This is a genomic window from Saccharopolyspora sp. NPDC049357 (assembly GCF_040677225.1).
Taxonomy (GTDB): domain Bacteria; phylum Actinomycetota; class Actinomycetes; order Mycobacteriales; family Pseudonocardiaceae; genus Saccharopolyspora.
On record NZ_JBFAQJ010000054.1, the window covers coordinates 1 to 21480 of the forward strand.

At 69.0% G+C, this 21480-nt stretch carries 20 protein-coding genes and 1 pseudogene; 7 read left to right on the forward strand and 14 right to left on the reverse strand.

Annotation, left to right across the window (positions count from 1 at the left end; genetic code table 11):
* Positions 1–78 precede the first annotated feature (78 nt).
* The 3 genes from AB0J91_RS29835 to AB0J91_RS29845 form a co-directional block, all read right to left on the reverse strand.
* Positions 79–1374 (reverse strand): hypothetical protein, encoded by a 1296-nt coding sequence (locus tag AB0J91_RS29835; RefSeq protein WP_363875537.1) that lies wholly within the window; start codon positions 1372–1374, stop codon positions 79–81.
* A 107-nt stretch (positions 1375–1481) separates the two neighbouring features.
* Positions 1482–2528, reverse strand: a complete 1047-nt coding sequence (locus tag AB0J91_RS29840) for an NlpC/P60 family protein (RefSeq protein WP_363790605.1) — start codon at positions 2526–2528, stop codon at positions 1482–1484.
* Between the two features lie 383 nt (positions 2529–2911).
* Positions 2912–4273 (reverse strand): NYN domain-containing protein, encoded by a 1362-nt coding sequence (locus AB0J91_RS29845; RefSeq protein WP_363875540.1) that lies wholly within the window; start codon positions 4271–4273, stop codon positions 2912–2914.
* Between the two features lie 76 nt (positions 4274–4349).
* Here AB0J91_RS29845 and AB0J91_RS29850 point away from each other — a divergent pair, with 76 nt between their 5' ends.
* Positions 4350–6065 carry a DEDD exonuclease domain-containing protein gene (locus tag AB0J91_RS29850; RefSeq protein ID WP_363875543.1) on the forward strand — a complete coding sequence of 572 codons (1716 nt, stop codon included), beginning with the start codon at positions 4350–4352 and terminating at the stop codon, positions 6063–6065.
* A gap of 104 nt (positions 6066–6169) precedes the next feature.
* Here the strand turns inward: AB0J91_RS29850 and AB0J91_RS29855 are convergent, their stop codons facing one another.
* From AB0J91_RS29855 to AB0J91_RS29875, 5 genes are all read right to left on the reverse strand, one after another.
* A complete protein-coding gene (locus tag AB0J91_RS29855) occupies positions 6170–6595 on the reverse strand; it encodes a PPOX class F420-dependent oxidoreductase (RefSeq protein ID WP_363790599.1) in 426 nt (141 codons plus the stop codon).
* Positions 6596–6687: 92 nt separating this feature from the next.
* The gene (locus AB0J91_RS29860) at positions 6688–8343 is read right to left on the reverse strand and encodes a cytochrome bc complex cytochrome b subunit (protein WP_363875546.1); all 1656 of its coding nucleotides are present in this window, start codon (positions 8341–8343) and stop codon (positions 6688–6690) included.
* A complete protein-coding gene (locus AB0J91_RS29865; RefSeq protein WP_363875549.1) occupies positions 8340–9470 on the reverse strand; it encodes a ubiquinol-cytochrome c reductase iron-sulfur subunit in 1131 nt (376 codons plus the stop codon). Before AB0J91_RS29865 ends, AB0J91_RS29860 begins: the two co-directional genes overlap by 4 nt.
* Complete coding sequence (locus AB0J91_RS29870; RefSeq protein ID WP_363790593.1) at positions 9467–10273, reverse strand: cytochrome c; 807 nt, start codon at positions 10271–10273, stop codon at positions 9467–9469. Before AB0J91_RS29870 ends, AB0J91_RS29865 begins: the two co-directional genes overlap by 4 nt.
* Positions 10274–10361: 88 nt before the next feature.
* On the reverse strand, positions 10362–10973 hold the full coding sequence (locus AB0J91_RS29875; RefSeq protein ID WP_132672553.1) for a heme-copper oxidase subunit III: 612 nt from the start codon (positions 10971–10973) through the stop codon (positions 10362–10364).
* 149 nt (positions 10974–11122) lie between these two features.
* On the opposite strand from AB0J91_RS29875, the gene AB0J91_RS29880 reads away from it, so the two are divergent.
* The 3 genes from AB0J91_RS29880 (at position 11123) to trpD (ending at position 13263) form a co-directional block, all read left to right on the forward strand.
* A complete protein-coding gene (locus tag AB0J91_RS29880) occupies positions 11123–11497 on the forward strand; it encodes a hypothetical protein (protein WP_363875625.1) in 375 nt (124 codons plus the stop codon).
* A 119-nt stretch (positions 11498–11616) separates the two neighbouring features.
* Positions 11617–12024 (forward strand): hypothetical protein, encoded by a 408-nt coding sequence (locus tag AB0J91_RS29885; RefSeq protein WP_363875552.1) that lies wholly within the window; start codon positions 11617–11619, stop codon positions 12022–12024.
* 204 nt (positions 12025–12228) lie between these two features.
* Complete coding sequence (gene trpD, locus AB0J91_RS29890; protein WP_363875554.1) at positions 12229–13263, forward strand: anthranilate phosphoribosyltransferase; 1035 nt, start codon at positions 12229–12231, stop codon at positions 13261–13263.
* A gap of 90 nt (positions 13264–13353) precedes the next feature.
* Here the strand turns inward: trpD and AB0J91_RS29895 are convergent, their stop codons facing one another.
* The 3 genes from AB0J91_RS29895 to coxB all read right to left on the reverse strand — a co-directional run bounded on the left by AB0J91_RS29895 (position 13354) and on the right by coxB (position 15114).
* Positions 13354–13638 carry an Lrp/AsnC ligand binding domain-containing protein gene (locus AB0J91_RS29895; RefSeq protein ID WP_363790584.1) on the reverse strand — a complete coding sequence of 95 codons (285 nt, stop codon included), beginning with the start codon at positions 13636–13638 and terminating at the stop codon, positions 13354–13356.
* Positions 13639–13734: 96 nt separating this feature from the next.
* Complete coding sequence (locus AB0J91_RS29900; RefSeq protein ID WP_132672549.1) at positions 13735–14133, reverse strand: cytochrome c oxidase subunit 4; 399 nt, start codon at positions 14131–14133, stop codon at positions 13735–13737.
* Positions 14134–14175: 42 nt separating this feature from the next.
* Positions 14176–15114 (reverse strand): cytochrome c oxidase subunit II, encoded by a 939-nt coding sequence (gene coxB / locus AB0J91_RS29905; protein WP_207918470.1) that lies wholly within the window; start codon positions 15112–15114, stop codon positions 14176–14178.
* A gap of 296 nt (positions 15115–15410) precedes the next feature.
* On the opposite strand from coxB, the gene asnB reads away from it, so the two are divergent.
* From asnB to AB0J91_RS29920, 3 genes are read left to right on the forward strand one after another with little or no spacing between them, the layout of a single operon-like run.
* Positions 15411–17339, forward strand: coding sequence for an asparagine synthase (glutamine-hydrolyzing) (gene asnB, locus AB0J91_RS29910; protein WP_363875557.1), 1929 nt, complete (start codon positions 15411–15413; stop codon positions 17337–17339).
* A gap of 54 nt (positions 17340–17393) precedes the next feature.
* Positions 17394–17795, forward strand: coding sequence for a type II toxin-antitoxin system RelE/ParE family toxin (locus AB0J91_RS29915; RefSeq protein WP_363875560.1), 402 nt, complete (start codon positions 17394–17396; stop codon positions 17793–17795).
* A 7-nt stretch (positions 17796–17802) separates the two neighbouring features.
* Positions 17803–18105 (forward strand): helix-turn-helix transcriptional regulator, encoded by a 303-nt coding sequence (locus AB0J91_RS29920; RefSeq protein WP_363875563.1) that lies wholly within the window; start codon positions 17803–17805, stop codon positions 18103–18105.
* 65 nt (positions 18106–18170) lie between these two features.
* Here AB0J91_RS29920 and AB0J91_RS29925 read toward each other — a convergent pair.
* From AB0J91_RS29925 to AB0J91_RS29935, 3 genes and pseudogenes are all read right to left on the reverse strand, one after another.
* Positions 18171–18659 (reverse strand): annotated as a pseudogene (locus AB0J91_RS29925) (M23 family metallopeptidase); the annotation flags it as partial.
* A 106-nt stretch (positions 18660–18765) separates the two neighbouring features.
* A complete protein-coding gene (locus AB0J91_RS29930; protein WP_363875566.1) occupies positions 18766–20322 on the reverse strand; it encodes an alpha-amylase family glycosyl hydrolase in 1557 nt (518 codons plus the stop codon).
* A gap of 25 nt (positions 20323–20347) precedes the next feature.
* The gene (locus tag AB0J91_RS29935; RefSeq protein WP_363875569.1) at positions 20348–21370 is read right to left on the reverse strand and encodes a LacI family DNA-binding transcriptional regulator; all 1023 of its coding nucleotides are present in this window, start codon (positions 21368–21370) and stop codon (positions 20348–20350) included.
* Positions 21371–21480 lie beyond the last annotated feature (110 nt).

Sequence of the window (21480 nt, forward strand, 5' to 3'; positions counted from 1 at the left end):
CGAAGGGGGGGCGTTCCCCCGGTGACACACGGCGGTGCGACGACCGGATTCCGGTCGTCGCACCGCCGTTCTCGTCCCTCAGGCCAGGGTTCTCGGGAGGTCCGCGCCCCAGGCCGCCAGCAGCTGGGGCGAGGTCATGCCGGTGGACTCGTGGAGGGCGGCCTCCGCCTCGTCCGGGCTGGTGGCCATCGCGATGCGGCGGTAGAGCTCGGTGAGGCCCGGCTCGCCCAGGCGCTGCGCCAGGAAGTGCACCACCGACCAGGACTGCTGGTAGGCGAGGTCCAGACGGCGACCGGCCTGGTGGAACTCGGTGTTGGTGGGAAGCCGCAGCGGCGGGCCCACTTCGCGAACCGCGCGGGCGAGGTCCGGGGCGACGTCGCGGGGAGCCAGTCCGCTCTTGCGGTAGCCGATGTAGTCCGGGTAGCCCTCCAGCATCCACATCGGAGCGCCGTCGGCGGTGACCGCCCGAGCCGCGACGTGGGTGATCTCGTGCCGCAGCACCACGCCCAGCGCCACGCCGGAGAGCTGCTCGGTGGTGCTCGGGCTGAGCACCACGCGGGCGCCCTCCACCCGCTTCGTCCGGGTGTCCACCAGATCGGCGACCGCCACGCCGGCGATGCCGTCGACGGCGAACTCCGGGCCCACCAGCGATCGCAGCTCCTCCGGTGTGCCGGGGACCAGCACGCCCACGCGCTGCGCCCAGCCGCTCCCCCACACCTCCGTCACATCGGCCACCGACGCGTCCAGCTGCTCCGCGACCCGGTCCACAGCGGCGGCGTCGTGGCCGACGACCACCCCGCGATCGGTGCGCCGCACCTCGACGCGGCCGAAGTCCCACGGTCCGCGCCACGCGTCGGGCACCACGCCGGTGTCCTCGGCGAGGTACCAGGAGGCGCCGCGGCGGACGAACAGGTAGCCGAGAGGGCGCTGGGTGGGCACCGAATCGGCACCGGACAGCGCGTACCGCAGCACCACCCGGGACGCCAGCACCTCGTCGGCGGCGGGAACCGGGGCGTGCGCCAGCGGAGCGCCGTCGAGCCGGTAGCCGAAGCTGCTCAGCGGCACGGACCGCAGGTTGTGGAACAGCTGCACCTGGCGCTGCTGGAACTCGGCGGGCGCTTCCGGGTCCACAGTGGCCGCGAACGCCGCTTCGTCTCCGTCCCGGATGGATTCCTCGCGGCGGGCCAGCAACTCGCGCACGGCCATCTCAGGGGCCGGCAACCGGGCGGCCAGACCCGCGTGCCCGGCCGAGGCCGGTGCCGGCGGCGGCTCGACCGGAGCCGGGGAGGGCAGCCCCACCAGCGCGAGCCCACCCAGCACCGCGGCCGACGCGGCGAGCACCAGCCAGCCGCGGGCTTTTCCGGTCGAAGACACGGCTCGCATCGTAAGTCCGCTCACCGCACCGGTCGACGCGCACCGCACGCGAAAAAATTTCGGGGCCGGCACCCGAAGGCACCGGCCCCGAACCACGACTTCGCGGATCAGCCCGCCACGCGGCGCATGGCCGTGACGTCACCGATGTTCTTGTAGTCGGTCACCTTCACCACGTCGCCCGAGGTGGGGGCGTGCACGGCCTTGCCGTTGCCGATGTACATCGACACGTGGCTGACCGGGCTGTAGTAGAAGATCAGGTCGCCCGGCTTGAGCTCGCTGGCCGACACCGACCTGCCCTCGCTGACCTGGGTCTTGGTGGAGCCGCCGATGGTCACGCCCGCCTGCTTGTAGGCCCAGTACATGAGCCCGGAGCAGTCGAAGCTGCTGGGGCCCTTGGCGCCCCAGACGTAGGGCGAGCCCTGCTTGCCCAGCGCCGCGTTGACGGCCTGGATGGCCGCGCCGGCACCGGCGATCGAGCCGACACCGGTCTCACCGTCGGAGATCAGGGAGTCCTGATCCTCGCCGCTGAGCTCGGCGTACTTCTCCTCGACCTTCTCGATCTGGTCCTTCATGGCCTTGGACTTGTTCTTCATGTCCACGGCCAGCCGCGCGGCGTCCTGTTCGGCCTGAGCCGCGCGGTTGCGCGCGTCCTTGGCGGTCCGCTCCGCGTTCTCGGCCTGGTGCGTGGCCGCAGCGAGCGCCTTAACCGCGTCGTTGTTGTCCTTGGCCAGCGCGTCCAGCGCGGAGGCGCGGTTCAGGAAGTCATCCGGGGTCTCGCTCACCAGCAGTGCCGAGAGCTTGTTCAACCGCGCGCCCTGGTACGAGGCGTGGGTGAGCTTGTCGACCTGGCCGCGGAACCTCTCTTCTTCGCCGCGGGCCTGGTTGGCGACCTGCTCGGCCTGCGCGGCCTGAGCTTCGGAACGACCCAGTTCGGCCTTCTTGGCCTCGTGGTCGTCCTCGGCCTTCTTCATGTCCTCGGTGAGCTGCTCAGCCTGGTGCTGGAGCTCGCGGACCTGCTTGGCCGCGTCCGAGGCGTTGTTCGGGAGAGGCGGGTCTGCGAGGGCGGCACCGCCGGAGGTCATGCCGACGACTGCAGCGACCGCAGTAGCGGCCAGGGCGCCTCGCAATGAGCGCTTGATTCCGTGCGACGCCACGTCGCGCACAGCTCCTTCTGCGTCCGACCGCCTGACCGCATGCGGAAAACCCGCTGGAACGCGGCCCGGTTCCCCGACAAAACCGAATCAGCGGCGCCTCGCGTGTCGCCCGGTATGAGCAACTGATCGCCACGAGGACTCAGGTAGGTTACGAAAGGTGAGGCGACACGTCTAGAAGCGGGGTCCGTTTTCTACTGAGTGCGACTGAACTCCCCTAACGGAGGATAGTCACTTGCTCACAGTAACGGATCTTGTGCCATCGTCACCTGGTCTTGTCACCACAACACGCCCACCTTCGGGATACGGAGCGTACCCGAGTGATCGACTATGACTTCGGACACCTCCCCGAAGTCGCCGGGTGGCAGCGGAGGAGCGGTGAACGGCTAGACCCGGTTCAGACGCGCCAACAACATCGCCGAGGACACCGAGTAGGCACCGCGCCGCTGCACCGAGGTCACCACAGCCCGGTCCGACGTGGCGACCACTACCTGACGACCCTCCGGCTCCGCGGCGACCAGATCGCGGATCACGTCGTCGGCCTGCACCCCTGAATCGCTGAACAGCACCCGCACACCACGAGGTCCCGCCGTCGGCACCGCGAGCACGTCCGCGCCGTCGAAGACCAACGTGACCTCGGCACCCGTGCGAGCGGCCAGCGCCGCGAGCTGATGGCTCAGCCGATCGCGCTGATCGGCTAGCGGCAACTCCGGATACCCGGTCTTGGTGACGTTGTAGCCGTCCACGATCAGGTGCACCGCTGGCAGGCCCAGGAGCCGGTCCAGCGCGGCGACGTCGGCGACCTCACCGGAGGTCGCGGTCTGCTCCCGGACCCGCCGGACCACGTCCGCCGGGCGCGGCCCGGAACCGGCGGCACCGAGCTCGCGGCGCAATCCGCCGACCGCGCCCTCCAAGGTCTCCAGCAGCAGCGCGAGCCGGACCTCGTCGCCCTGCCGCGCCTCCCGGGCGCTCTCCCGCGCCACCCGCGCCTCCGCGGCGGCGTGATCGGCGCGCTGCCGCTCCTCCTGCGCGCGGAGGCGTTCGCGGTCCCGGTCGGCGGCGACCTCGGCGACGGCCGATTCCCGCTCCTCGTGGGCCCGCGCGAGCTCGTCCCGCGCGGCCTCAGCGGCGTCCTTGGCCTCCCGCAGCCGCACGCCCTGCTCCCGCAGGCGCTTCCGCAGCCGGTCGGCTTCCGCGTTGCCCGCGGCCTGATCCACCGACTCGCGCGCCTGCGCGAGCTCCGCCTTGAGCCGGTCGACCTCGGTGGTCAGCCGATCGACCTTCGCCAGGGCCGAATCGCGTTCGGCCCGCAACTGCCCCTGCTCGCTGCGGAAGCCGATCAACTCCGCGTAGTGCGAGGCGATCGCGGCGCCCTGCAACACCGCCGCGGCACCGACGACCACCGGATCCGGGTCCTGCAACGACAGCGCACCCGGGCGGTGGTTGCGGCACCAGTCCAGCACCGAGGTGCGGAACACCGAGGAATCGCGCAGCGCGCTCAGCAGCGCGGGCTGACCCAGCTTGGCGCGCTTGGCCGGTGCGAAACGCACCACCGGGCGCAGCGCGGCGGGCACGTCGGTCGAGCGCATCTCGTCGAGCGCGCCCGCGGCCAGGTCGGCCAACCGGGCGCGCAGCGGAGGCGGCAGGTCCTCGGGATCGACAGGCGCGGCACCGGGAGTCTGCTGGGAACCGTCCACAGCGGACTCCTCCGGAGTGGGACCGTCCGGCCCCGAGTTCGGTGTCGCCATCCCCACAGGCTAATCGCCGTCCTTCGGCGCACACGCACGCGTGGCGGTGTCGGTAGTGGGACGTAACGTGCCGATGATGTCCGCGCACCGCCAACTGACCTTCGACGAGATCGCCGTCAGCGAGGAAAACCCGCTGCAGGAGGCGACGTTCGTGGTGGTCGACCTGGAGACCACCGGTGGCGACCGGCAGGGCGACGCCGTCACCGAGATCGGCGCGGTGAAGGTTCGCGGCGGAGAAGTGCTCGGCGAGTTCGCAACCCTGGTCAACCCCGAACGCGGCATTCCGCCCGCCGTCGTGTCGATCACCGGCATCACCGAGGCGATGGTGCACGACGCACCTCGCTGGGACAGCGTGCTGCCCGCGTTCCTGGAGTTCTGCCGGGGCGCGGTGCTGGTCGCGCACAACGCGCCCTTCGACCTCGGATTCCTGCGGGCCGGCTGCGAACAGCTCGGACTGGAATGGCCGAAACCGCAGGTCGTCGACACCGTGCGGCTCGCCCGCCGGGTCCTGACCCGCGACGAGACGCCCAACCACAAGCTCGGCACGCTGGCCCGCGTCCTGGGGGCCCGCACCGAACCCGTGCACCGCGCGCTGGACGACGCCCGCGCCACCGTCGACGTGCTGCACGCCCTGCTGGAACGACTCGGACCGCTGGGCGTGCGCAGCCTGGAGGACCTGCTCGGGCACCTCCCGGACGTCACCCCGCAGCAGAAGCGCAAGCGCGGACTGGCCGACTCGCTGCCCAACTCCCCCGGCGTCTACCTCTTCCGCGGCCCCAACGACGAGGTGCTCTACGTCGGCACCGCGTCCGACCTGAGGCGACGCGTGCGGCAGTACTTCACCGCGGGCGAGCGCAGGTCCCGCGTCAAGGAGATGGTCGGCATCGCCGACCGGGTGGACCACGTCGAGTGCGCGCACCCGCTGGAAGCCGAAGTGCGGGAGCTGCGGCTGCTCTCGGCGCACCAGCCCCGCTACAACCGGCGCTCCAAGTTCCCGCAGCGCGCGTGGTGGGTGGTGCTCACCGACGAGGCGTTCCCGAGGCTGTCCATCGTGCGCACGCCGCGCGACGACGCGTTGGGGCCCTTCGGTTCCCGGCACGCCGCGAGCGCGGCCGTCGAAGCCCTGCAGTCGGCGACCTTCGTCCGGCGCTGCACCGAGCGCCTCTCACCGCGCAAGCCGATCCGCCCGTGCGCGCTGCACGAGCTGGGCCGGTGCGGCGCCCCGTGCGCCGGGCTGCAGAGCGCCGAGGAGTACGAACCCGAGGTCATCGCCATCCGGGACGTGATCCGCGGGCGCAGCGGAGACCTCCTGGAGCGGTTGCGCGAGGAGCTCCAGCGGCTCTCCGACACCGAGCGCTTCGAAGACGCGGCCAACCACCGCGATCGGCTCGCCGACCTCGTCCGCTCGCTGGACCGGGGCCAGCGGCTGTCCGCGCTCGCCTCGGTCCCGGAGCTCGTCGCGGCACGCCCGGACGGGCGGCGGGGCTGGCACCTGTCGGTCATCCGCCACGGACGTCTCGCGTCCGCAGGGGTAGCCCGCCGGGGCGTCCCCCCGATGCCGGTCGTCGACATGCTCCAGGCATCGGCGGAAACCGTCCTCGACGGCCCTGGTCCCCTCCACGGCGCCACCGCCGACGAGACCCGCGTCATCCACCGCTGGCTCACCACCGGCGGAACCCGCCTGGTCCGCACCAGCACTCCCTGGACCGAGCCCGCGAGCGCAGCGGCCACCTGGCGAACCTGGCTCGACAAGGCCACCACAGGCCGAACCCCCTACGCGGCCATCGACTGACCCATCCCGGACACCCCGAATACTCCGGTGATCAGAACCCCGAATACCGCAGCAGTCGGGGACCTGAATACGGCGGTATTCGGGGTTCGGGCGGGCGGGGTGGGTCAGCCGGTCATGTCGAAGGCGGCGTTGATCTTGGTGGGGTGGAGGCGGATCGCGAGTTCGCCGGGGACGCCGTTGCGGCGGCCGAACTCCTCGGCCTTGTCCGGTCCGACGTAGCGGGCGGCGATCATCGTGGCGGTGTCGACGAGCTCCTGGGGATCCTCCGACACCTCCGCCGTGCCCTGGACCTGCACGAACGCGTAAGGCGGCTGAGGCAGATCGACGCACAGCGCCAACCTGGGGTCGCGGAGGACGGACCTGCCCTTGGCTGAGTCTTTTCCGGTGTTGAACACCAGCGCGTCGCCGTCGACGACGAACCACACCGGCGCGACCAGCGGACGGCCGTCGGCGGCGGTGAAGCCCAGCAACCCGGTGCGGGTGCCCTGGGAGAGGAACTCGCGGACCTTCGGATCCTGCAACGTAGCCATGCCCGGACGCTACCGACCACGGCGAACCGGCGCCGGAGACGCGAAACGGCCCGGCACCCGCTCGGGGTACCGGGCCGTTTCGGCTTCGGTGCTTATTCCGTCGGCTGCGAAGGCTTGCCGGCGGTCAGCTGCGTGCGCTCCTCGGCTTCGCGGACCGCGTCGTCGTGACGGGCCTGCTCCAGCGCGGCGGTCTCCTCGACCGGGTCGGGCTTCAGCAAGCTGCCCTCGACCGGGTGACCGGCGGCGCCCAGCTGGTTCATCTTCTTCGGCACCGGAGCGCCCTGGTAGGGCAGCGCCTCCGGGTGGCCGTGGTCGTCCACCGGGCCGAGCGGCTGGTGGACCTCGATGAACTCACCGTGCGGGAGCCGCTTGATGATGCCGGTCTCGACGCCGTGGTCGAGCACCTCGCGGTCGCTGTGCTGGAGACCCAGGCACATCCGGTAGGTGATCCAGTAGGCGATCGGCGGCGCCACCAGCAGGCCGATGCGGCCGGCCCAGGTCATCGCGTTCAGCGAGATGTTGAACTCGAAGGCGATGATGTCGTTGGTACCGGAGATCATCAGCACCATGAAGAACGTCAGCGCCATGGCACCCAGCGAGGTGCGTACCGGGTTGTCGCGCGGACGCTGCAGCAGGTTGTGGTGCGCGTTGTCGCCGCTGAGCTTGCGCTCGATGGCGGGGTACATGATCGCCACCGTGAAGATCAGGCCCATGAACAGCGCGGTCGGGAAGAACGGCGCCGGGATCGTGAACGGTCCCAGGTAGACCTCCCAGGCCGGCCACAGACGCGACGAACCGTCCGTCCAGATCATGTACCAGTCGGGCTGCGACGCGGCGGAGATCTGCGAGGCGATGTACGGGCCGAGGTTCCAGATCGGGTTGATCTGGAAGACACCGGCCATGATCGCGCAGACGCCGACGACCATCGCGAAGAAGGCACCGGCCTTGACCGCGAACACCGGCATGATCCGGACGCCGACCACGTTGCTCTCGGTGCGCTTCACGCCCGGGAACTGGGTGTGCTTCTGGTACCAGACCAGCGCCAGGTGCGCCGCGACCAGACCCAGGATCAGACCCGGCAGCAGGAACACGTGGAACAGGTAGAACCGCGGGATCAGGTCGGTGCCGGGGAACTCGGCGCCGAACAGGATCCAGTGCACCCAGGTGCCCAGCACCGGGACCGACATGGTGATGCCGGAGGCGATGCGGACACCGGTGCCCGACAGCAGGTCGTCCGGCAGCGAGTAGCCGGTGAAGCCCTCGAACATGCCGAGGATGAACAGCGTGACGCCGATCATCCAGTTCGTCTCACGCGGGCGCCGGAACGCACCGGTGAAGAAGATGCGCAGCATGTGCGCCACCATCGACGCCATGAACAGCAGCGCCGCCCAGTGGTGCAGCTGGCGGGCGAACAGACCACCGCGGACCTCGAAGGAGATGTCCAGCGTGCTCTCGAACGCCCGCGACATCTCCACGCCGCGCAGGTTGGTGTACAGGCCCTGGTACTCGACCTCCTGCATGGAGGGGTCGAAGAAGAACGCCAGGTACGTGCCCGTGATCAGCAGCAGGATGAACGTGTAGAGCGCGATCTCGCCGAGCAGGAACGACCAGTGCGTCGGGAAGACCTTGTTCAGCTGCCGCCGCATGCCGGGAGCCAAGCGGTACCGCGTGTCCAGCTCGTCGGCGGCGTGCGCGACTTTGCCGTACAGCTTGCTCTCTCCCTTCGTGGGCGTGGTGATCGAACTCATGACTTACGCTCCCAGTACGCCGGACCGACGGGCTCGATGAAGTCGCCTTTCGCCACGAAGTAGCCGTCCTCGTCCACCGTGATCGGCAGCTGGGGCAGGGCACGCGTGGCCGGGCCGAACACCGGCTTCGCATAGGTGTTGACCACGTCGAACTGCGACTGGTGGCACGGGCAGAGCAGGCGGCCGGTCTGCTGCTCGAACAGCGACGTCGGGCAGCCCAGGTGGGTGCAGATCTTCGAGTAGGCGTAGTAGTCGCCGTAGTTGAAGTCTTCCTGCCCCTTGCGCTTGAGCGGCTTGCTGCCGGGGCGGAGCCGGATCAGCATGACCGGCGCGTCGCCCTTGCGCATCGAGGTGATCAGCTCGTGCTCGTCGTGCCGCCAGGCTTCCCGGAACGGGAAGACGGTCTCGAAGCCACCGGCGTCGATGTCCTCGGGCCGCAGCAGCGAGACGTCGTGCGGGTTGCCGGTGTCGCGACGCAGGTAGATCTTCTCGCCGGGGTGCTCCGGCATCCAGCCGGTGTGCAGCAGCGACTCCTGGCCCTCTTCGGCCCAGGGGTTGCGCACCATGCCGCCGAGCGCGAACACGCCGGCGCCGAGGCCGAAGGCACCCAGACCGAAGCCCGCTGTGCGCGTGATCATCTTGCGGCGGGCGATGCCGCTGCGGTTGCCGGCGTCGGCCAGGATCGCGGCGGTCGTCTGCCGGTCGACCTCGCTGGACCCGTGGCCGTCGTGGCGCTGCTGCACCGCGACCTCGTGCGGGATGAACTTCTTCTGGTACTGCACGACGCCGATGCCCACGGCCAGGATCGACAGGCCGAGGAAGAAACCGATCAGCGGGTTGTACAGCGAGTAGATGAAGTGCGCGCTCGGATCGGTCGAGGGCTGGTAGCCCCACGGCCAGAAGATGAACACCGCGATGAAGGCCAGCGCGGACAGGCCGGCCAGCACGAACCAGGCGGCGATGTTGCGCTCGGCACGGCGCTCGGCGCGGGTCCCGCTGACCGGGAAGTTGTCCCGGTACTCGACCAGCTCGACGTCGTCGAGGGCCAGACCGAGCCGCATCTTCTCGTCGCGGCTCATCTCGGCCAGCTCGGCCTCGGTGTAGTCCTTGTTCTCTTGCTCACTCATGCCCTGGCTCCGATCCACAGGGTGAGGCCGATCAGCGCTCCGAGTCCGACGACCCAGGCGATCACCGTTTCCGGTCCGGGGCCGTAGCCGCCGAGGGAGTTGCCGCCCGGGTTGTTGTTGCCGTTGGTCACGGACTTGACGTAGGCGATGATGTCTTTCTTCTCTTCCGGCGTGAGCTGCCGGTCCGAGAACTTGGGCATGTTCTGCGGCCCGGTGAGCATCGCGTGGTAGATGTCCTGCTCGGTCGCCTGGTCCAGGTTCGGCGCGAACTTGCCGGAGGACATCGCGATGCCTCGTCCGGTGAAGTTGTGGCAGGACGAGCAGTTGAGGCGGTAGAGCTCGCCACCGCGCGCGGGGTCGCCGCCCTGCAGCGCTTGACCGGACTGCTTCTGGGCCTCCGGGCCACCGCCGTAGGTCTGCACGTACGCGCCCAGCGCGTCGATCTCCTCCGGGCTGAACTTCGGCGGCTTGCGCACCGCCTGAGCTTCCTGCCGGACCATCGGCATGCGGCCGGTGGCGACCTGGAAGTGCACTGCGGCTTCGCCGACGCCCGTCAGGCTGGGACCACGGTCCTGCACGCCCTGCAGGTTGGATCCGTGGCAGCTGATGCAGGCGTTGTTGTAGAGCTGCTCGCCCTGCCTCACCAGTGCCGGGTCCGCTGCGGCGTGCGCGGTCTGCGGCTCGGGAGTCAGGACGGTGTACAGCCCACCGGCACCCACCAACGCAATGCCCAGCGCCAGTACACCGGAGATCCGCCGCTTGAGCTTCGAGCCCGCGCGGTTCCGTTTCTTAGTGGTGGTCATGAGTGCGGCAACCCTTGCTGTCCGGTTCGGGGTGTTCGTTTCGGCCTCGTTCGTGCCAGGCGATCGAGGTTCCTCGCTGGAGGAGCGATCACGGGACGAGGTAGATCACGGCGAAGAGGCCGATCCACACGATGTCCACGAAGTGCCAGTAGTACGACACGACGATCGCTGCGATGGCTTGAGCCGGCGTGAACTTGCTGAGCTTCGTCCGGATGATCAGGAAGACGAACGCGACCAGCCCGCCGATGACGTGCAGCCCGTGGAAGCCGGTCGTCATGTAGAAGACCGTTCCGTAGGCCGACGACGCGATCGTGGTCGCGTGCTCGGTGACCAACTGGAAGTACTCACCGGCCTGCCCGAGCACGAAGACCGTGCCCATGATCAGCGTGATCACGTACCACCGGCGGAGACCGAAGACGTCACCCCGCTCCGCCGCGAACACGCCCCACTGGCAGGTGAACGAAGACGCCACCAGGATGACCGTGAACGGGAGGGCATACGGGAGGTTCAGGTGAGTGGGCGGTGGTGGCCACGCGCCCTCGTTCTGCGCCTTCACCGTGAAGAACATGGCGAAGAGTCCAGCGAAGAACATCAGCTCGCTGGCCAACCAAACGATGGTGCCGACGCTGACCATGTTGGGTCGGTTCAGCGAGTGCACGCGTTGACTGATTGAGGGCGCTGCCGTTGTCACGCGACGCATTATGTCTTGCAGCTTTTCCCCTCGCGCCTTCGGGTCCTCCCCTACGGCCGCGAGGTGATCGGATTGCGATCTGGAGGTAACTCAACGTGAAAACTCTTCGGTCCGCTCTGAGCGCGCTGGGACTCCGCCGGACCGACCGCGACAAGCCCGTGATCAGCATCGATGACCCCGGATTGCAGGTGGTGGTGTGGTCCTACGACGACACCGAGGCCGCGTCGACGGCACTGGCCAGGGCCACCGCGTGGAAGCCGGAGGACCCGGCGGTGCTGCGCCACCACCTGGCACTTCCCGGTGACGCTGTCGACACCGCGAGGGCCTTGCTGGCCTCGGACAAGTGGACATTGCGCCCAGGAGGCCGCGGAGATGACCTCAGCGTGTCCGGTTTGACCCCGTTGGTTGCGCTCCGTGTGCAGCGATTGGATGCGTTGCATTGCTCACAGGAGACGTCCCGGATGGCCGGTCTGGCGCAACGGCACGGCGGCGAGACCTTCGGCTGGGACGCACTGCAACCCGGGTCGGAATGATCGAATCCGGCCGGGTGGCTACTGTCACACCCGCTCGGGCGGCTAGCATTCGGACCTGTTAATGCCCCGTGCTGCGCAGATCGGGTGCGGGTGTCCGCAAGCTCGCCGAGGAGCCAGTGATGAGCACCGCAACAACGAACGTTCTCGTGTTCAGCCACCGCGCCGAGGTCCGGGAGGCGATCATCAACGCCGTCGGGCGGCGCCCGGCACCCGATCTGGACCGGCTGCACTACATCGAGGCGAGCACCGTCGCCGACGTCCTCAGCGAGGTCGACGCGGGCAAGGTCGACCTGCTGATCCTGGACGGCGAAGCGCAGCCGACCGGCGGCATGGGCGTGTCCAGGCAGCTCAAGAACGAGATCACCCAGTGCCCGCCGGTTGTCGTGGCGGTCCGCCGCAAGGACGACCGGTGGCTCGCCACCTGGTCGCAGGCCGACGCGGTCCTGGTGCACCCGCTGGACCCGCTGGCCTCCGCCGAGACCGTCGCCGAGGTCCTGCGCACCCAGGGCAAGCCCGTCCCGGCCTGACCGTCGCCGGGCCCGCGAGGGCGGCGAGGCGACTCGGTCCGCGCAGGCATCGACCCGACCTCAGCGGAATTCCGCGTTCCGGTTTCCGCTGATCTCCGGTCGGTGCCTGCGATCCATGCCATATCGGGCAGATCAGGAGGCGTGCGCGGCGGCACGATAGTTTTTCTTTGGACAGCCGAACCGACGGAGTAGATCGTGGGAACCATGGCGGGAAGTTGGGCAGGGCTGCTGGGCAGCCTGGTCGCGGGTACGGACCTGTCCGCGGAGGACACCGCCTGGGCCATGGACCTGATCATGTCGGGCGAGGCGACACCGGCCCAGGTGGCGGGCTTCGTGGTGGCGCTGCGCGCCAAGGGCGAGACGGCCGCCGAGGTCCGCGGCATGGCCGACGCGATGCTCCAGCACGCCCGCGCGCTGGACATCACCCAGCGCGCGGTGGACATCGTCGGCACCGGCGGTGACCGCAGCGGCAGCGTGAACATCTCCACCATGGCCTCGATCGTGCTGGCCGCGTCCGGGGTGACCGTGGTCAAGCACGGCAACCGCGCGGCTTCGTCGAAGTGCGGCACGGCCGACGTGCTCGAAGAGCTCGGCGTGGCGATCGACCTGCCGCCGGCCGCCGTGGCGCGCTGCGTGGAGGAGGTCGGCATCGGCTTCTGCTTCGCGCCGGTGTTCCACCCCGCGTTCAAGCACGCCGGAGCCCCGCGACGCGAGATCGGCATCCCGACCGCGTTCAACGTGCTGGGCCCGCTGACCAACCCGGCTCGACCCGCCGCGGGCCTGATCGGCTGCGCGGACCGCCGGATGGCGCCGGTGGTCGCCGACGTGTTCGCCGCGCGCGGCAACGCGGCGCTGGTGGTGCGCGGCGATGACGGCATGGACGAGATCACCACCACGGCCGCCAGCACGCTCTGGGTGGTCAACGACGGCACGGTCCGCGAGGACGCGCTGGACCCGCAGGACTTCGGCATCGCCCGCAGCCGCCCGGAGGACCTGCAGGGCGGCGACGCGAAGGACAACGCCGAGGTCGTCCGCGACCTCCTGGCGGGCGCCACCGGCCCGGTCCGCGACGCGGTCCTGCTCAACGCGGCAGGAGCCTGCGTCGCCTACGACGGCCCCGGAGCCGACCTGCGGACGCAGTTCGAGGCCGGCCTGACCCGAGTGGCCGAGGCCATCGACTCAGGCGCCGCAGCAGCCCTCCTGGACCGCTGGACAACCCTCTGCACCGAACTCCGCTAGAAACCCCAGACGTACTCAAGTCGCGGATCTCGGAGCCAGAAGGCGTGTCAGGTTCCGCCACCCGCACCGCTGAGCAGAAGAACCAGCCCCCTACTCCTCTTCGAGACCGATGGAGAAGGCGGCTTCTTCGTCCTTGCGGGAGTACGAGCGGAAGGCGATGTGGGTGTCGGTGTCCTGGACTCCGGCCACCTTGTTGATCTTGCCGGGGACGATGTCCGCGAGGTGCTCGTGCTTGGCGACGCGGAGCATCGCGATCAGGTCGACATCACCCGCGCAGGAGTAGACCTCGTCGACGCCGTCGATGTCGGCGATCTCCTGAGCCGCCTCGGTGAGGCGGTCGGCGGCGGTCTGGATCAGCACGATGGCGGTGATCACGAGGGAGAACCTCCTGCTGCGTGGTTGTTCGTCGGACGAGATCCTAGATGCGAAAAGGCCCCTCGGTCGCGACCGAGGGGCCTTTCACGTTCTGCGTCAGTGGCTGCTCTGACCGGTGTGGTACTCGAACACCAGCCCGGCGACCATGATCAGCAAGAAGCCGACCGCGAGCACGATCATCCAGACGTGGAAGAACGCCAGGGCGATGCCCGCGAACGCCGCACCGGCGGCCAGGCCGACGGGCCAGTAGCTACCCGGGCTGAAGAAGCCCAGCTCACCAGCACCGTCGCTGATCTCCGCGTCCGGGTTGTCCTCGGGACGCTCCTCGATCCGGCGAGCCACGAAGGAGAAGTAGCTGCCGATGATCAAGGACAGGCCGCCGACCAGGACCAGCGCCACGGTGCCCACCGGCTCCTTGGCCCAGACGCCGTAGACGACTGCGGACAGGAAGAAGAAAACGGTGATGATGTTGAAGATCTTCGATTCGACCTTCATGGAGTCCTCGCTCTCACGCCGTACGCCCTGTCGAGGGCACCCCTAGCTGTTCGTCCCGATGCCGGAGGGCACGCCACCGGTGCGGTCGGTGTTGAACGGAACACCGGTCACCGCGTGCGGCGTGCACAGCTCACCGCAGTTCATCGCACCGAGAGCCTCGGCAGCGGTGTAGGTCTGCCCCGTCTGCGGGTTCACCTGGGTGCGCAGCTGCATGTACCGGTCGAACTTGTCCGGCGAAAGCGCCCGGACCTCGAAGTTCATCATCGCGTGGTAGGTGCCGCACAGCTCGGCGCACCGGCCCACGAACGAGCCTTCCCGCTCAACGGTGTTCTGGAAGACGTTGTCCTGGTTGTTCTTCTCCGGGTACGGGAAGGTGTCCCGCTTGAAGTGCCACTCCGGGACGAAGAACGAGTGGATCACATCGGTGGAGCGGATGTGGTACTCGACGCGCTGCCCGACCGGCACGACCAGCAGCGGGATCTCGCTGCTGCTGCCGACGGTGCGCACCGGCTGCCCGTCCGGCGTCTTGTAACCGGGGTAGTTGAACTCCCAGTTCCACTGGAACGAGATCACGTTCACGGTCTGGTCCGGCTTCGCCGGCTTGGCCAGAACCGTGTTCTGCGTGACCGCCGTGAAGTAGAACAGCACGACCACCAGCACGAACGGAATCGCCGTGTAGATGAGCTCGAGCGGCAGGTTGTACTGGAACTGACGCGGCAGTTCCTCGTCGTTCTTCTTCTTGCGGTGGAAAGCGACCGACCAGAAGATCAGCCCCCACACCAACACACCGACCGCGAGTGCTGCGATCACCGACCAGGTCCACAGGTTCCGCATCGCCTCGGCCTGCGGGGTGACACCCTCTGGCCATCCGAACCGCAGGACCTCGTCGGTCGTGCAGCCAGTGGCCGCGACACCAACCAGGCCGATCAGACCAGCGACCTTGACCAGCCGTGGCACTCGGGTCCCCTCCTTCAGGCCCACTGCGCGACGCCTCCTCGTGCAAAACTCACCGAAGCGGCTTGGTCGATCCCCGGTCCACCCGCAGGCAACCGCAGATCCGCCGCCGGAATCCTGGGCAGAGCCTAGCCCAGGTGTAGCCGCGATACTGCTCCGGGGGCGTCGATCGTTCGCTCAGGGCTCATCTCGAAGTAGCGGAGCCGCACCGCCACGCAGAACGACCACGAAGCACTCCCCGCACGCGCGTGCAGCGCGCGGGCCGAGGTTCTGCATACTGGAGCCAGCCTTTTCCCCCCGACTCGGAGAGGTGCACGAGACGCGTGTGCGGCCTGCTTGGACTCATCTGTCCCACTGAAGAATCTGCCGGTTACAGCGTGAACGCCGTGGCCAACGCGCTGCCCTGTCAACGACACCGGGGGCCGGACGAGAGCGACACGTGGCATGGCGGTGAGGTCGTCCTCGGCTTCAACCGGCTGTCCATCATCGACCTTGAGCACTCCCACCAGCCGTTGACCTGGGGCCCGCCGGAGAACCCGCGGCGCTACACCATCACGTTCAACGGTGAGATCTACAACTACCTGGAGCTGCGCGCCGAGCTCATCGAGCAGTACGGCGCTCGGTTCGCCACCGACGGGGACACCGAGGTCATCGTCGCCGCCTACCACTACATGGGCCCGCGGTCGGTCGGCCGGCTGCGCGGCATGTTCGCGTTCATGATCTGGGACAGCGAGCGCAAGGTGGTCTACGGCGCGCGCGACCCCTTCGGCATCAAGCCGCTGTTCTACGCAACCGGCCCCGGCGGCACGGCCTTCGCCAGCGAGAAGAAGAGCCTGCTCAGCCTGGCCAACACGCTCAAGATCGGCGAGGAGCTCGATCACAAGGCGCTGCAGCACTACTTCATCCTCCAGTACGTGCCGGAGCCCGAGTCGCTGCACCGGCAGATCCGCCGGATCGAGTCGGGCACCTCGTTCACCGTCTCGCCCGGCGGGCAGCTGGTGACCGAGCGGTACTTCCAGCCGAACTTCCGGCCGCGCCCGGCCAACACCGACGCCGACGTGCGGCGGCTGCAGAACGAGATCGTCGATGTGATGCGCGACTCGGTCGCCAAGCACATGCGCGCGGACGTGACGGTCGGCTCGTTCCTGTCGGGCGGCATCGACTCCACCGCGATCGCGGCGCTGGCCAAGGAGCACAACCCGAACCTGATCACCTTCACCACCGGTTTCGAGCGGCAGGGCTACTCGGAGGTGGACGTGGCCGCCGAGTCGGCCGCGGCGATCGGCGTCAAGCACGTGGTCCGCACCGTCTCCGCCGAGGAGATGATGGAGGCGCTGCCGCTGATCATCTGGTACCTCGACGACCCGGTGGCCGACCCGGCGCTGGTCCCGCTGTGGTTCATCGCCCGCGAGGCCCGCCAGCACGTGAAGGTGGTGCTCTCCGGCGAGGGCGCCGACGAGCTGTTCGGCGGCTACACGATCTACCGCGAGCCGCTGTCGCTGGCGCCGTTCGAGAAGGTGCCGGGCGCGCTGCGCAAGGCGATGGGCAAGGTCTCCAGCCACATCCCGGAGGGCGTGCGCGGAAAGGACCTGCTGCGCCGCGGTTCGCTGGACCTGGAGGAGCGCTACTACGGCAACGCGCGCATCTTCCGGGACGACCAGCTGCGCAACATCATGCGCGCCTTCGACCCGGGCGTGTCGCACAAGGACGTCACCGGCGGCCCGTACAGCCTGTCGAAGGACTGGGACCCGGTGACCCGGATGCAGCACGTGGACCTGTTCACGTGGCTGCGCGGCGACATCCTCGTCAAGGCCGACAAGGTGACGATGGCCAACTCGCTGGAGCTGCGGGTCCCGTTCCTCGACAACGAGGTCTTCCGGGTGGCCAGCACGGTGCCGCTGGAGCAGAAGATCACCAGCGAGACCACCAAGTACGCGCTGCGCCAGGCCCTCTACCAGGTCGTCCCGGCGCACGTGCTCAACCGGCGCAAGCTCGGCTTCCCGGTGCCGATCCGGCTCTGGCTCAAGGACGAGATGCACGACTGGGCGCGCAACATCATCCAGCAGTCCCAGACCGATCACCTGCTGGACCGCCGCGCGATCCTGCAACTGCTGGAGGAGCACCGCTCCGGCGTCCTCGACCACAGCCGCCGCCTCTGGGCCCTGCTGGTCTTCATGCTCTGGCACGCCATCTTCATCGAAGGCCGCCTCTCCCCCGAGGTCCCGGAACCGCACTACCCCGTGCGCCTCTGACCACGGGCCAGCAGAACGGCCGGTCCGCCTCCCTGGAGGTGGACCGGCCGTTTCATGTCGCCCGATGGTGAAACAGACCCGACTTATACCATCGATGCTATGTCCTGGGGTACGGTAGAGCTCGAGCCGGAAGTTCGAAGGTGGCTGGAAGGGCTCACCACTGCGCACTTCAACACAGCGGCCTTCTACATCGAACTTCTAGCCGAGCACGGACCATTACTCAGCGAGCCATACACAAAACAACTTCGCGGCAAGCTGCGGGAACTCAGGTTCCACCTGGACGGCGACGCAGTTCGGATCACCTACTGGATCGCATCTGGCAGGCGGATCATTCTGCTTACCGCGTTCCGCAAGACCAGAATGCGGGAGTCACGGGAGATCGAGCGGGCCTGGCGAGCGTTTCGCCAGTGCATGAACGACGTGCACACGGTGGTGGATGAGCATGTTGGGGAGTGAGGGGACAGTGGCCAGGACGGATTGGGAGTCTCTGCGCGAGCGCCGCATGGAGGAGCCGGGCGCCGCCGAGGCGTACGAAGCAACCCGAATCGCATACGAACTCGGCAAGGCCACGCGCGAGCTCCGCGAAGAGCGATCGTGGACGCAGAGCCAACTCGCTGAGGCCGCCGGGATGTCCCAGCCCGCGGTAGCCCGCTTCGAAGCCGGCGGCACGGTTCCGACCATCCCGATTCTTGATCGGCTCGCGCACGCATTGGGCGTCGAACTGGTGGTGCGCTTCGACCAGAGCGATTCAGCCGCAAGCGCCTGAACGAGAACGGCCGGTCCACCTCGCTGGGGGTGGACCGGCCGTTTTCGTGGCCCCAGGGGAGGTCAGCAGTTGTTCTTGCTGGTGAACGGGGTGTGTCCGTAGTACGGGACGGCTTTGCCGTTGAGGACGACCTTGCGGTCGGCACCGTCGAGGATCTGCTCGTAGTGCAGGTGGGGGCCGGTGACTCCGCCGGTGGCGCCGGCCTCGCCGATCTTGCCGCCCGCCGACACCTTCTCGCCGACCGAGACGGCCTGGCTGGACAGGTGGGCGTAGCGGGTGCGCCAGCCGTTGCCGTGGTCGAGTTCGATCCACCGGCCGTAGCTGGTGTCGCCTTCGTTCTCCGACCTGGTCACGGTGCCTCCGGCGGAAGCGAGGACGGCCATGCCTGTGATGCCCTCGCGCTGGAAGTCGACCGAGTTCGCCGGGCTGTGCCCGCTGAAGGTGGCGGCCGTGACCTCGACGCCGCACTTGAAGGGCACCTGGAAGTTCGGCGCGGCGGACGCCGGCGCCTGGGAACCGACCACGGCGACGGCGGACAGCGCCGCCGCTGCCATGGTCGTTGCTAATCGTCGCATCATGCGAGTCACCTCTGTGTCGTTGGTGACTCACATGCGACCACGGTCATTCGGGCAGAAATAGACCCACTAGGACGATTCTTGGTTACTTCTTCCCGAACTCCAGCCATGCGGTCGTGTTCGGCGGCAGCTCGCCCGTCCAGACCTCGGCGCCGTCGCTGCGGAGCAGCAGGTCCCCGGGGAGGTCGAGGTTGACCGAGGTGTCGCCGAAGTTGGTGGCGCACGCGAAACCCGGCTCGCGGGCGAACGCCAGCACCTGCTCCGGAGCGTCCAGCCAGGTCAGCTCCCCGTCGCCGAGGACGGCCAGTGCGCGGCGCAGCGCCAGCGCCGAGCGGTAGAGCCGCAGCACCGAACCCGGGGCGGCGCGCTGAGCCTCCACCGTGGACGAGGCCCACTCCTGCGGTGCGGGGAGCCAGCTCCCGCCGGGGCCGAAGCCGAACGGCGGCTCGCCACCGGACCACGGCAGCGGCACGCGGCAGCCGTCGCGGCCGACGTCGGTGCCGCCGGACCGGGCCCAGATCGGGTCCTGGCGAACCTCGTCGGGCAGGTCCAGCACCTCGCGCAGTCCCAGCTCCTCGCCCTGGTGGACGTAGACCGAGCCGGGCAGGGCGAAGCTGAACAGCGCCGCCGCGCGAGCGCGCGACAGGCCGAGCTCGCCGTCGCCGTAGCGGGTCACCGGGCGCTGGACGTCGTGGTTGCCCAGCACCCACGTGGTGGTCGCACCGACTCGAGCGGTGGTGGCCAGGGATTCGGTGACGACCTTCCCGAATTCCTCCGCCGACCAGGGCGCCTCCAGCAGCGCGAAGTTGAACGCCTGGTGCAGCTCGTCGGGCCGGACGTAGCGGGCCAGTCGCTCCTGGGTGGACGCCCAGGCTTCGGCGACGCCGATCCGCCCGCCCGAGTAGGAGTCGAGCAGCGCGCGCCAGTCGCGGTAGATCTCGTGCACCTCGTCCTGGTCGAAGTACGGCAGTTCACCCTTCCCCAGCAGGGAGATCTGCTCGCTGCGACCGGTGTCGGGCAGGTCAGGGTGCTTGATCATGCCGTGCGCGACGTCGATGCGGAAACCGTCGACGCCGCGGTCCAGCCAGAACTTGAGCACCTTGCGGAAGTCCGCGCGCACCTGCGGGTTCCGCCAGTTCAGGTCCGGCTGTTCCGGCGCGAACAGGTGCAGGTACCACTGCCCGTCGGGCAACCGGGTCCAGGCCGGCCCGCCGAAGATCGATTCCCAGTCGTTCGGCGGCTCGTCGCCGCGTCCCTCGCGGAACAGGTAGCGGTCGCGTTCGGCCGAACCCGGCTCGGCGGCCAGGGCCTCGGTGAACCACGCGTGCTGGTCGGAGGTGTGGTTCGGGACGACGTCGACCAGCACCCGCAGACCGGCGTCGTGGGCCTGGGTCAGCAGGGCGTCGAAGTCGTCGAGGTCGCCGAAGAGCGGGTCGACGCCGCAGTGGTCGGCGACGTCGTAGCCGCCGTCGGCCATCGGCGAGGGGTAGAACGGAGTCAGCCAGATCGCGTCGACGCCCAGCTCCACGAGGTGCGGCAGGCGCTCCCGCACTCCGACGAGGTCGCCGATCCCGTCGCCGTCGCCGTCGGCGAAGCTGCGCACGTAGATCTGGTACACCACGGCGTCACGCCACCAAGACATGCTTCTCCCTTTCCGGAGTGCGGGCTCAACGCTCCCGAGTGGACTCCCGGACGATCAGGCTGGGCCGGAACATGCGGCTGAAGCTGGTCGAACCGCGCTCGTCGCCGTCGGGATCGAGCTGGCGCAAGAGCTCGTCGACGGCCGCGGCGGCCATGTCGCGGATGGGCTGGGCCAGGGTCGTCAGCGCCGGTTGGCAGTAGGCGGCCAGCGGGATGTCGTCGAAGCCGACCACCGAGACGTCCTCCGGCGTGCTCAACCCGCGCCTCTTGGCCTCCCCCATCGCGCCCAGCGCCATCACGTCCGACGAGCACAGCACCGCCGTGGGCTGCGGACCGTCGAGCAGCCGGGACATCGCCTCCGCACCGCCTTCGGCGGAGAAGGAGCCGTGCGCGACGAGTTCAGCCGCCGGTTCGACGCCGGCTTCCTCCAAGGCCGCGGCCCAGCCCGCGCGCTTGAGCCGGGACGGCAGCGCGCGCGACGGGCCGCTGACGAAACCGATGCGGCGATGCCCCAGCTCCAGCAGGTGCCGCGCCGCGGTGTGGCCGGCGAGGTGCTCGTCGACGGTGATGTCCGGGACGTCAAGGCTCGGGGCACCGCCGTTGACGAACACCATCCGGACGCCCTCGCGCGCCAGCTTCTCGTAGTAGCCGCGGGTGCGGCGCTCGTCGTTGTCCGGGTTGGCGATCTCCGGCGACACGAAGATCATGCCCTCGACACCGCGCGCCTGGAGCATCTGGACGTACTCCCGCTCGCTCATCGCCGCGCGCGTGTTGCACAGCAGCGAGGCGTAACCCGCTTGCGAGGCACGGCTTTCCAGCGCTTCGGCGAAGGCGGGGAACACCGGGTTGGACAGCTCCGGCACCAGCAGGCCGATCACTCCCGTGCGCCGCAGGGCGCCGACGCCCCGGGCGGTGTGCGGCAGCTGGTTGAGCACGTCGAGCACGCGCTGCCGGGTCTCCTCGGCGATGCCGGACTTGCGGTTGAGCACGCGGCTCACCGTGGACACGCTCACCCCGGCCGCTTCCGCGATCTCGGCCAGACCAGCCAACGCCGGACTCCTCCCGTTCCCGATGGTTCCCGACACGATACTGCACGGCGCAGCAATAATTTGCAATGAACTGGCTTTGCCGATTGTCGAAACCTGTCCATTTCTGCTCG